This is a genomic window from Photobacterium sp. WH77 (assembly GCF_022014395.1).
GTDB classification, from domain to species: Bacteria; Pseudomonadota; Gammaproteobacteria; order Enterobacterales; family Vibrionaceae; genus Photobacterium; species Photobacterium arenosum.
In genome coordinates, this window is sequence record NZ_JAKLTE010000026.1 from 16,981 (window position 1) to 28,810 (window position 11,830).

The 11,830-nt window shown below is 52.3% G+C and carries 10 protein-coding genes; 4 read left to right on the plus strand and 6 right to left on the minus strand.

The genetic code is table 11. The features are described from left to right. The first annotated feature begins 1 nt into the window (after position 1). The 4 genes from L6J37_RS19275 to L6J37_RS19290 all read left to right on the plus strand — a co-directional run bounded on the left by L6J37_RS19275 (position 2) and on the right by L6J37_RS19290 (position 3,456). A complete protein-coding gene (locus L6J37_RS19275) occupies positions 2-1,042 on the plus strand; it encodes an oxidoreductase (RefSeq protein ID WP_237796250.1) in 1,041 nt (346 codons plus the stop codon). After that, complete coding sequence (locus L6J37_RS19280; RefSeq protein ID WP_237796251.1) at positions 1,039-1,512, plus strand: heme-degrading domain-containing protein; 474 nt, start codon at positions 1,039-1,041, stop codon at positions 1,510-1,512. The genes L6J37_RS19275 and L6J37_RS19280 overlap by 4 nt, the downstream gene beginning before the upstream one ends. A gap of 195 nt (positions 1,513-1,707) precedes the next feature. Then, complete coding sequence (locus L6J37_RS19285; RefSeq protein WP_218385207.1) at positions 1,708-2,079, plus strand: zf-TFIIB domain-containing protein; 372 nt, start codon at positions 1,708-1,710, stop codon at positions 2,077-2,079. A gap of 258 nt (positions 2,080-2,337) precedes the next feature. Next, positions 2,338-3,456, plus strand: coding sequence for a M23 family metallopeptidase (locus L6J37_RS19290; RefSeq protein WP_237796252.1), 1,119 nt, complete (start codon positions 2,338-2,340; stop codon positions 3,454-3,456). A gap of 90 nt (positions 3,457-3,546) precedes the next feature. Here L6J37_RS19290 and L6J37_RS19295 read toward each other — a convergent pair whose 3' ends face one another. The 6 genes from L6J37_RS19295 to L6J37_RS19320 all read right to left on the minus strand — a co-directional run bounded on the left by L6J37_RS19295 (position 3,547) and on the right by L6J37_RS19320 (position 11,621). After that, on the minus strand, positions 3,547-5,673 hold the full coding sequence (locus L6J37_RS19295; RefSeq protein WP_237796253.1) for a type I secretion system permease/ATPase: 2,127 nt from the start codon (positions 5,671-5,673) through the stop codon (positions 3,547-3,549). Next, the gene (locus L6J37_RS19300) at positions 5,670-7,604 is read right to left on the minus strand and encodes an EAL domain-containing protein (RefSeq protein WP_237796254.1); all 1,935 of its coding nucleotides are present in this window, start codon (positions 7,602-7,604) and stop codon (positions 5,670-5,672) included. Before L6J37_RS19300 ends, L6J37_RS19295 begins: the two co-directional genes overlap by 4 nt. Positions 7,605-7,617: 13 nt before the next feature. Further along, positions 7,618-8,265 (minus strand): transglutaminase-like cysteine peptidase, encoded by a 648-nt coding sequence (locus tag L6J37_RS19305; RefSeq protein ID WP_192016374.1) that lies wholly within the window; start codon positions 8,263-8,265, stop codon positions 7,618-7,620. A gap of 63 nt (positions 8,266-8,328) precedes the next feature. Continuing rightward, positions 8,329-8,922 carry an OmpA family protein gene (locus L6J37_RS19310; RefSeq protein WP_192016375.1) on the minus strand — a complete coding sequence of 198 codons (594 nt, stop codon included), beginning with the start codon at positions 8,920-8,922 and terminating at the stop codon, positions 8,329-8,331. Between the two features lie 16 nt (positions 8,923-8,938). Further along, on the minus strand, positions 8,939-10,246 hold the full coding sequence (locus L6J37_RS19315) for a TolC family outer membrane protein (protein WP_218385223.1): 1,308 nt from the start codon (positions 10,244-10,246) through the stop codon (positions 8,939-8,941). Between the two features lie 4 nt (positions 10,247-10,250). Continuing rightward, a complete protein-coding gene (locus L6J37_RS19320) occupies positions 10,251-11,621 on the minus strand; it encodes an HlyD family type I secretion periplasmic adaptor subunit (protein ID WP_218385226.1) in 1,371 nt (456 codons plus the stop codon). Between the last annotated feature and the right edge of the window lie 209 nt (positions 11,622-11,830).

Sequence of the window (11,830 nt, forward strand, 5' to 3'; positions counted from 1 at the left end):
TATGCGATATTCTCCTGTAAAAACAGCAGTCATTGGCTACGGTTTTTCTGCAAAAACCTTTCACCTGCCTTTCATTGCGGGGATGGATGAGCTGGAGCTGACCGCTATCAGCAGCAGTCAGACAGCGGCGGTTGCCGCTGATTATCCTGCCGTGACCTGTTTCAGTGATGCCGATGCCCTGCTGATCGAGAGTGATGCCGAACTGGTGATCATCACGGCGCCCAACGACGTTCACTTTCGTCTGGCGAAACTGGCGCTGGAAAACGGCAAACACGTCATCGTCGAAAAACCCTTTGTCACCAAAGTGGAAGACGGCGAAGCACTGATTGCGTTAGCCGAAGAGAAGGGGCTGGTACTGAGTGTCTTCCACAATCGCCGCTGGGATGGCGACTTCCTGACAGTGAAAAAGCTGGTGGAAGCGGGCAGGCTGGGAGAGGTGAAGTACTTTGAATCACACTTTGACCGTTTTCGTCCTGTGGTGCGTCAGCGCTGGCGTGAAATGGCCGAAGACGGTGGCGGTATTTTGTTTGATCTGGCGCCGCATCTGCTGGATCAGGCTTTGGCGCTGTTCGGCAAACCTCAGGCACTGACGGCGCAGTGTATGGCCATGCGGCCGGGTGCGAAAACCGTCGATTACTACAACCTGATCCTTCAGTACCCTGAACATCTGGTCCAGCTGCATTCCAACCTGTACAGTCCGGAGCCGAATTTGCGCTTTAAAGTGCTGGGTTCACTGGGTAAATACGAGAAATATGGCCTGGATCCACAGGAAGATTACCTCAAAGCCGGCGTAAAACCCGAGCAGCCAGAATGGGCAGCAGAGGACGCAGCCAACTATGGCCAGTTGCATCAGGAAGAAGGCTCGCAAATCATTCCGACTGAATTGGGAGGCTATCAGCATTATTTTGCCGGTGTTGCAGACGCGATTCGTTTAGGCTCTCCGAACCCGGTGTCGGCTGAGGAAGCGTTGCTGAATATCAGGCTGATTCAGCTGGCAATGGAAAGCAGTCGGTTAGGGCAGACCATGAAGGTGGACGCATGAAGCTGACACTGGACATTTTGGCGCAGCAGGAAGCGGACTTGCAGCTTGAGCAGTTTAATCATGAGACCGCCTGGGCGCTGGGCTCGTTGCTAAAAGCCAATGCAGAAGCGAAGCAGGCCTGTGTCGCGATCGAAGTGTACGCGTTTGGCCAGACCCTGTTCAGCTATGCGATGCCAGAAACGAACCCGGATCATCAGGACTGGATTCGCCGCAAACGCAACAGCGTGCTGCGGTTTGGTAAAAGTTCTTATTACCTTGGACAGTATAACGCCTGCAAACAGCGTGAGTTTGAAAGCCAGTACCATATAGATGCGCGGGATTACTGCGCGCATGGCGGCTCTTTTCCGCTACGTATTAAAGGCTGCGGGCTGGTGGGCGCGGTGACGGTATCGGGATTGCCTCAGGAAGAGGATCATCAACTGGTGACGGATGCCTTGCAGCATATTCTCCAGTCCCGGCAGGGAAACTGAAGCCAAAGCCGCTCGCTCTGAGCGGCTTTTTTTCGGCAGTTGCCGGACAAGCATCATTTCGATGGCGGCAGAAATCGATGACATTTCCATGAGAATCACAAAACAGAAGGATATAAAACAATTTGTCTATTATTCATTTGCGGCATGAATGTAGTATGCAACTGAATTTAAAGACAATAATAAAAGGAGTCTCGAATGCAATGTCCTAAGTGTCATTCGAAGTTTGAGCATATTAATACCTCGCTGGGTGATATTGAGCGCTGTACCGCTTGCAAAGGTTTATGGCTGGACGCGTATGAAATCGAAAAAATGAAGCCGCTGGCCGATGCTGTCGATATCGGGGATGCCGGGATCGGTAAGACATTTAACGGCATCGATCAGATCGAATGCCCTGTCTGCCCAAGCAATAAGTTGCTAAGACTGGTTGACCCGAAACAGCCTCATATCTGGTTTGAAAGCTGCCCGACCTGTAAAGGCCGTTTTTACGATGCCGGAGAGTTCAAGGATCTGGCGAAAATCGATTTGTCGGATTTCTTCAAGCGCTTCCTGGTTGAAGAGCGTCTGTAAGTGCCATTGAACCTGGTATATTAGAAGGGCACTGCGAATTGTAATGCGCCTGCAAGCGCTGCTCCATTCGCGGCTGTCCAGCCAGAAAAGTGGCCACACTTACGGTTAGATATCACGCAGAATCAAACTGCATTATCTGTCAATTACAAATACTTACATTCAATCTTCTGTTAACTCGCAAATCAGCAGATTATTTTTCTGAAGCCATCGCCGCCTGCCAAACTCCACATTGCATATAAGCAATTGGAGATATTAGTGATGAAAAAATCGATAGCGTTAGTGGCTTTACCTTTCATTGCCAGTTCTGTCGCGCTGGCTCATGACCTTTATCCTGCTGTGCCCAGTTCTCCGGTCATTCAACAAGTCATTGATCAGGGTACGGACGTTCAGTCTCTGGTCTCTGACGCAGATTTTGTATTCAGACCCTATCAGAACCCGTTTGATGAACAGGCATTTTTTGATAGCTATGCCCCGAACTGGATCGCTTTGAAAGAAACCCTGATGCACTGGAGTGGCGCGACGGGTGTCGATCCCAGAGTCATACTGGTCACTGTCCTGTTAACGGAAGACTGGCATCCGGATGCGGATTTTAATGAAGCACAAGATATTCAGCTTAAAGAGGCGATTAAACGCGTTGCTAACCATCTCTCGCAATACTTTTACCGCTACGAGGCTGACACAGTGTTACCGGCCAATGCCTCTACACTGGCGATTCTCAGCACACTGAATGATCCGCAGCGCGCAGCAGAATGGTCGCAACATTATGTGGCCTGGTTTGGCGAGTCGGCGCCAACGCGTCAGAGTCGTGCGCAATCGCGTGCCGTCAGCACGCTCGCTCCTCCTTCCGGTTTTATGCAGATGCCCTGGTTTCAGGGCTACAGCTGGGTACCTAACGGGCCGCATGCTCACAGTGGATCCGGCTTTCCACTTTCTTCCATTGATGTGTCGTACGACTGGCCGGCCTGGGGCGGTGCGACGTACAGTGTCACCGCCGCTCACGACGGCTATGCCACGGTTTTATCACGCTGTCAGGTGCGGGTAACCAATCCGAATGGGTGGGGAACAAACTACTACCACATGGATGGTGTTCAGGTGTCTAACGGTCAATGGGTTACCAAAAATACCAAGTTGGGGACTTACGCCAGCAATCGCTCGACCGCTTTGTGTGAAGGCGGTTCGTCAACCGGGCCACATCTGCATTTTTCACTGCTGTATCAGGGGCGTTTCCAGTCGATGCAAGGCACCAGCTTTGGGCCATATCAGGTTCAGACTGGCCGCTACAGTTACGATGATAACTGCAGCTATACCTGGCTGGTGGATCAGCGCAGCAATCAGAAAATATGCTTCTGGCGCCGGGTTGATAATCCTGCCATGTGATTATTGAAGCAGAGCTTGCACTGCACACGAAAGATTCCCTCCCCTTGGCAAGGGGGAGGAACTGATTGAGCATTTTATGTCACTCCGATCTCACCCAGTTCCCATTTTTCCGCCATTTAATTTTCCGTCCCTAAGTTGCTGCAGTACCTGCTCTTTTGGACCGTCGGCAACAAGCTGGCCTTGTTCAAGTACCAGAATGCGGTCGACGACATCCAGCATGCTGGTTTTATGGGTGAACAGGATCAGGGTTTCGTCGTTGTCGAGCCTGTTTAATACCTGTTTGAGTGCCTGTTCGGCTTTGTTGTCCATGCTGCTGCTGGGCTCATCCATAACCAGGACTTTGGGCTCTGTGAGCAGGGCACGGGCGATGGCGATGGCTTGTTTCTGGCCGCCGGAGAGTGCCTGTCCGCCTTCGCCGACCTGACGATCCAGCCCGGCTTCATCCTGCCGGGTAAAGGCGGTGACACCGGCCCGATCAGCGGCTCGGAGAATGGCATCGTCACTGACTTGTGAGCGGCCTAGCGCAATGTTATCGCGGACAGAGCCGTAGAAGAGCATCAGATCCTGCGGCACGCTGCCGATATTGCGCCGGATGTCCGTGGGGTGCAGTTGGCCGATGTCAGTGTTGTCAAGGCTGATCGAACCTGCCGAGGGTTTGTATAGCCCCATGATCAAACGCTCTATGGTGGTTTTTCCGGCACCGACCCGGCCAATAACGGCGACTTTTTCCCCCGGTTCTATGGTCAGATCCAAGTCTTTGATTGCCATACGCTGCTGGCCGGGATACTGAAAACTGACCTGACTGAACTGAATCCGGCCCTGTAAGGAGGCACGATGCAGAAATCGCTTATCAGCTTCTTGCTCGACAGGTAAAGCCATGAGTTGTTCGACAATCGTTTTAGCAGATTTTGCCTGATGGTAGCGGGTAGACAGCAAAGCCAGTTGCACCAATGGTCCAACCGCGCGGCTGCTGAGCATGGATACGGCAATCAGACCGCCCATGGTTAATTCACCGGCGGCAATCTGATACACGCCAAACACTATCATGCCGACTGTGACAAATTGCTGGCAGAATCCGGCGGTGTTCTGTACTGAATCGGTCAGGCGTCGCGATTTGATACTCCAGTTGGCCATGTGGGCAACCGCTTCTTCCCATTTGTACTGAAACTGGCTTTGCGCTTCGAAGCGTTTGATGGTGTCCAGTCCGGACAGGCTTTCAATCAGGTTAGCGTGTTTCTGCGACGACAGGCGCGAGCCTTCTTCTATGCTTCTTCGCAAAGGCCGCTGTACCAGCAGGCTGTAAAGGATCAGCAAGGCCAGTGCAATAATGGGAATAATGACCAGAGGACCGGCAATCAGCCAGATCACGACCAGAAACAATAACGCAAAGGGCAGGTCAATCAGTGAACTGATGGTCGCCGAGGTGAAAAACTCCCGGATCGCTTCAAATTCCTGCAGATGCCGGGCCAGCGCACCGACAGAGGGAGGCCGGGCTTCCATTCGCAGACCCATGACTTTGGCAAAGAGTTTGGCGGATATCAGAATGTCGGATTTTTTCCCTGCCACATCAATGAAATAGCTGCGCATTAGCTTAAGCACAAAGTCGAAGCCAAAGATCAGTGTGATGCCGCTGGCCAGCACCCAAAGTGAATCAAATGCCTGATTGGGCACAATTTTGTCGTAAACCAGCCGGGTAAACAACGGCGTGGCAATGGCAAACAGGTTGATCAGAATCGAGGCGATAAACACATCGCGATAGATATTTCTCGATAACCAGAGGGTGCCCCAGAACCAGTGGCCTTGAGTGGGTTTGAGCAGTTCGGGTGATCGCTCGTCATAGCGAAACCGTTTTTTGAGCAGGAACAGGTGGCCGGTATAGCTGTCATTGAATTCTGAAAAAGAAAGCCAGCGCTCTTCGCTGTCAAACTGCGGCGATAGAATGGCAAGCTGTTGTTTTTCATGGTTAATGCTGACGACGACGCAGGCGCTGTTACCTTTTAGCAGCAGTATGGCCGGTAGCAGCATAGGCGGTAGTTTGTCTACCGCCAGTTTTTCCTCTTTCGCTTCAAGTCCGGCTTTTTCAGCGGCCCGGGGCAGCAGAAAGGGCGTGAGTTGTCCGTCTGGCAGCGGCAGGTCGGCAATTAACGCATCGGGTGTGTTAGCTACTCCATAGTGGCGGCTGACGTAGATTAAAGCGAGCAGAAGAGGATCTGTCATGGTGACACCCTCAGCAGACTGTCGACCACATAGCCCTGGAAACCTCTTACTGACAGGGCCGCCAGCGTATTCATCTGTGCTTGGGTTTCAACCCGGGTGGCGATGGTCAGTATATTCTGATTATCTGCGGTCCGGGTGACAGCGCGAAGGACATCGGTTTTTATATCCTGATCTAACTGACCGGTATAGGCGTAGTCCAGTTTGACATAGTAAGGCTTAAATCGCTGCAGATAGCCAAGGGTACTGAAATGGTGCCCGTAGTTATCAATACCGAAGCGGAATCCATAATGACGAATGATGTTGCAAAGGAGGCTGGTAAATTCAAAATGCTGAACAAAAGCCGCCTCAGGAATTTCTAACAACAGTTTGCTGCTAAGGTGACGGTGCATGGCCATAAACCCTGCCAGCCAGCGGAGAAAACCCGCAGTGCGAATGCTGCTGAGGCTAAGGTTGACGGTTAAGGGCACCAGAGAAGTATCATCACGATAGCCTAAGTGTTTTGCCATCTTGCTCAGTACATCACGATCAAGGCTGGCGCCATCTTCCAGCGTATCCAGTGCGTGCAGGAAAAATTGCGCCCGGTAAGTCTGGCCCTGGTGTTCAACACTGGTAAACACTTCTCTGAATAAAGGCTGGTGTTTATGATCTATGGCTGTTTGAAAGCTGAATGCCAGTTGATCTGATTTGATGGCCTGAGTAATCAGGGATTGCCATTGCTGGCGACCAAAAGTGGGTAAACTGATTTCGTCGCCTGTGACACACAGTGGCAGGTCTGCCTGAGTGGACGCCTGATTGACGGCATTGTCTGCCGCTGCCAGCAAATCAGACACAGAATGGATCTTCTCTTTCATCACAACGGCCACGCAGCTGTTATGTTCAGCCACCCCCTCTTGCACCGGATGACATTTATCGGTGATATCGAGCATGCGTCTGGCAATCTCTGTCAAGTCCGTTCGCGACTGAGCCGGCCCGATATAGAGAAATTCTGACTGATTGAGCCTGCCCAGGGTGGCCTTCGGGGCAAACAGTGTCGTCAGTTGGCGGGATAGGGCTGACACCAGGCTGTCGCCGGCCCGGAATCCCTGTTGCTGGTATGTGTCTTTAACGATGTCGGCACGTAACAAGACGATACCCCCGTGGCCCTTATCCTGAACAAGTGCAGAGAGCTTTGACATCAGAAAACGGCGGTTTGCCAGCCCGGAGACGGCATCCTGATAAGCCTGAATGCGAAGCCTGTCCGCCTCTTCAGCCTGTTGCCTGAAATGGTGGCGTATCTGCTGGTTCATCTGATTAAAGGCGTCTACCACATCGTGCAGTTCTTTTGTGGCAGGCAGGGGCAGCGGCGCCCCGAAGTCATGACGGGAAATGGCCTGTGCTTTGGTACGAAGCCGGTTAAGCGGTTTGCGGACAATCAGGTTCAGGCCCAGCAGTAAAGCGGCGGCACCCAAACCGAGTATGGCGGACAAGGCCAGAAATAACTGAATGGCGCTTTGCCAGAGCTGCTGGTAAGCGACCGCAGGATTGCTGGTCACCGATAGCTCGGCGGTTTGCATCCAGCCACTGGTGAGTGTCACTGAACGTGTCTGCGGATCTATGGGTAGCCAGCGGCGGAAAAAACCGGGCACCGCAAAAGCCCCCGGCGGGTATTCCCTCAGGATCTGGCTCTGAGGTGTCACAATGTTCAGGGAAACCCGCTGGTAAAAACTGCCGTCAAACATGGCGTTAATCACAGATTCCGCCCCAATCAAATCGTTTTCAGCCAGATAAGGGGTTAATGCCAGACCGGCGGCATTCACGGCATTGTCTGTCTCAATGGTTTGCTGATTGAGCAGGTAGTTACGGGTATTGTGAATCTGAACCGAGAACACGCTCACCAGCAGCAGCACAAAGACCAGTAATAACCAGAGAATGATTTGCCTGTAGAGTGTCATGCGTCCTTTCCTTCTATGGCTGGTCCAGGTTAATGAGCGGGCGCGCCAGTTTCTGCGCGTCGAAGCGATCTCTCAGGTTGGTCCAGCGTTTCAGGCGCGAAGATTTACCGGCGAGCTGTCCCTGCCCTTGCTGTTTCATCAGCCATAGCTGACTGCCGTTAAAGCTGTAGACGGGCAATAAATCGCGACGCTCGGTAGCGGGCTTGATGTCAGGGTCCAGATTATCCAGCAGGACAGGCACCTCACTCGGGCTGGCATAGTAGGCCAGTACCATGTGGAACTGATTCAGCTTGAGTGATTTAACATAGACAAGGCGGAGTTTCTGGTCATCAACACCCAGTTCACGCAGCGAAAAATATTTGGCGATAGTAAAGTCCTCACAGTCGCCGCCTGCTGCACCGAGAAATTCAAAGGGCGTTGCCCAGTAGTCATTTTCTCCCCAGATTTCAATATCATTCAGAAAAGAGAATTGGTTAAAGAAGCGGTTGACCTGCTCCAGTTTCTGCCAATCCTGCTGATGGGATACCGAAGTCAGCAGTTGCCGCCAGGCGATCATCCGCTTGCCTGCGCGTTCACCATAAAAAGCCGTGACGCGATCAATTACCGCCTGATCCTGTTCATTTAATGCATTCAGCGGGAGCGCAAGTAATAGCCATGTCATCAACAGCCACCGCGTCACTGGCGTTGCCAGCAGGGGGCCGGAGTAAGCCGTACTGTCATGGTGTTATTGATTCCTTGTGGTGAAGATAGTCCAGCGTTCCAGCACCCCGGCATCGGCCCCCGTCACGGTTGCAGTCACACGCCGGCTGAGGATATTGGTCTGCTCGCGTGTCTGTCCCGGTACCGGTTCATGATCTCCGAAGCCAACAGTTCTGACTCTTTCAGGCGCGATACCCTGGTCAATCAGCAATGTGCGCACATTCGCGGCACGGCGTTTGGATAAGTCCAGATTATGCGGCGATGCCCCCACCGGACTGGCATAGCCTTTAAGCTCAATTGCCGTTTCCGGATAGGCTTTCAAAAAGGCGGCCATTTTCTGAATCTGGCTGCGAAAACCTGACGGGATGACATCAGAATCGTTCGCAAACAAGATATGCAGCTGATTGGTGCGCTTACTTTCAACTAACTCAGGACAGCCGTCATTGTTCACCACAGCCGGCAGTGGTGTGTCGGCACATCGCTCCCGCGCATTGATCACTCCGTCTGAATCCTGATCCAGCAGATCACGCGACTGTTCGGCGACGGGCGGATCCGATACCGTGGTTGAGCAGCCCGGCAGTACGAGTGTCAGCAAGAAACACATCACTTGTCGTTGCATGTCACCTCCTTACTCATCAGCGCACTGACTCAGCCCATTTATCCGGGATATCCACACGCATTTCATCCAGCAATTTACCCGTGGCATTCAGGACTCTGTATCTGGCCAGTATGCCGTCGTAAAAGGCTTGCAAATAGGCTTTGCGCGCATCAAACAGTTCATTTTCAGTGTTCAGTACATCAAGCAAAGTACGTTGCCCAATCTGAAACTGTTTCTCATAGGCGACTACGGTACGGGCCGATGCATCGACGTGCTTTTGTAAATACTGGGTCTGGCGTTCAGAGAGTTCCAGGGCGCTCCATGCCAGCCGGGTGCTTTCATCCAGCAGACGGTGCGCTCTGTCCCGAATATCTTTGGATTTATTGATCTGGTACGCCGCCCGGCGGCTTTCTGCCATATCAGTACCGCCGTTATACAGGTTATAACGCATGCGTAACCCGGCTTTTAATTCGTCGGTATGACCGGGTGTGCCTTCCAGATCTTCGCCCCACTCCTGAGAGGCCTCAATCGAGAAAGTCGGCCAGAAATCCCCGCGTTCCTGCTTGTACTGATAATGGGCCGCATCAATATCATTGCTGGCGGTTTTCAGTGTCGGGTTGTTTTCCCTTGCTATCTCGATGGCCCGATCCAGCGATGGGGGAAGGTAGTTGATATCCACTTCCGGCTGAACCAGATTGACCGGCTGTTCACCGACTTCCCGGTCAAACTCCGTCACTTTGTCCTGCACGTTATTACGTGAAGCGATCAGGTTGGACTCCGCCCGTGCCAGCCGGCCTTCGACCTGTGACAGATCAGCAATCGAGCCAATACCGGCATCGGTGCGTTTTTTGATATCGGTGTAAATTCGCTGGTGGATCTGGTAATTCGATTCCGAGAGCGACTGCACTTCCTGCGCCTGCAGAACATTGAGATACACCTCTGCGACCCGCAGTGCTTTGTCCTGCGCATCGGCCAGTAACTGATAGCGTTGTGCCTCGGCTTCGGACTTATTGCGCTGGATATCGTGATAGGTGATGGAACCATCCCAGATTAGCTGGCTGATGCTGATGGTGGCATCCGACGGATTATAATCACCCGTGCTGTTGGTGGTGTCATCGTAGTCTTCGTAGCCAATGCCGGCCTCCAGATCGACAGAAGGCAGATATTGCCCTCTCGATGCCCGGATAGATTCATAGCGACTCATGAAATCGTTATAGGCCCCTTTGATTTCCGGGTTGGAAGACAACGTCTGGGCAACCGCCTGCTCCAGCGATTGTGCCGAGGCCAGCCCGGTGATCAGCGCCAGGGTCAGTGCAGTACATACCTTGGTGTACAGATAGTGCATTGGTCTACTCCCTCAGGGCGGAATTGCGGGCTTTCAGTATCGGGTTCAGTAAATACTGCAACACGGTACGTTTGCCGGTAATGATATCGGCCGACGCTGTCATTCCCGGTATGATGGGCAGCTGCTCACCGCTGTTATCCGCGAGATTGTTTGTTTCTGTTCGAATTTTTACCTGATAAAAACTGTTGCCTTCTTCATCCTGAATCGTATCGGCGCTGATTTGCTCCAGTGTGCCTTCTAAACCACCATAGACAGTGTAATCATAAGCCGAAAATTTAATCATTGCCTTGAGACCTGGACGTAAGAAGCCAATATCCTGTGGCAGCACTTTTGCTTCGATCACCAGGTTATCTTCGGTCGGTACTATGGCGACTATGTCCATGCCGGGCTGAATCACACCGCCTATGGTATTGAAATACAGGGTCTGCACCGTGCCATTGACCGGAGAGCGCACCAGGGTGCGCTGGACTTTATCCTCTAAACCGATACTGGACTGGTTCAGTGCATCGCGTCTGGCCGTGGCCTGATTGAGATCGGCCTGAATGTCTGAGCGGAATTTGAGGGCGACATCCAGACGCTTGAATTCAGCCTCCCGGATAGCCGCTTCAATGACGGGGATTTGCAGCTCAGTAGAGCGCATCTCTTTGCGGGTATCGTTGAGCTGGCGTTGCAGTTTCAGCAGCTCTATTTCAGGCACCACACCTTCATCTGCCAGCGGCTTGGTGATGTTGTATTCCCGGCTGGCCAGATTGTAGCCTTGTCGTTGCCCGCTTAGCCTGGAGCGGGCTTCAATCAGTTCCTGCTGCTTTTGCTGTAGTTGTTGGGTGGCAACGGCGAGCTGGCTTTCAATATTTGACAGATTATCGCTGTACTCAGCCTGCTGACGATTAACCAGATCCGGATATGTGCTGAGGAAGGTGTCAGGAAAAACCAGCGGCGGGCGGGATACTGACACCATTTTTTTTGTCTGATTAACCGTGACATTATCGAGCAAGGCATCAAGCCGGATGGCATCGGCCTGGGCGCTGGCCAGCTCCTGTGCCCTTTCATTGAAGTCGGACTGGAAACGGGTGTCGTCAATCATTAGCAGGGGCTGATCTTTTTGTACCTGTTCGCCTTCTTTTACCATCAGTGCTTTGACAATACCGCCTTCGAGGTTCTGCACCACCTGAAGCTGGGAGGAGGGGATAACTTTCCCGCTTCCTGTCGTTACCTGTTCCAGCTGTGCGCGGGATGCCCAGACACCTGCCACGATAAAGAAAATGACAATAACCCAGAGTATTAGCCTGGCACTGCTCGGTGTGTTGAGCAGCAGAGCGGCGGTTTTATCATCCACAAAATCAAGATGCTTGCGGTTCACTGACGGCGTCTTCATATCTGTCGGCGCTCTTGTTGAAGCTGCGAAATTGTCTCAATAGCAAGACTGAGAGCAAATAACCCGGTTAAACACTCAACTTCCCGCTCCGACTTCAGTAGTTTGGCTATTAGTCCGAATGCGAAATCGATAACAGTGTGATGCTAACCCACTGAATAACTCCGTATTGACAAGGATAGATCAAGAAAAGGTGATGTGTATCACTTCTA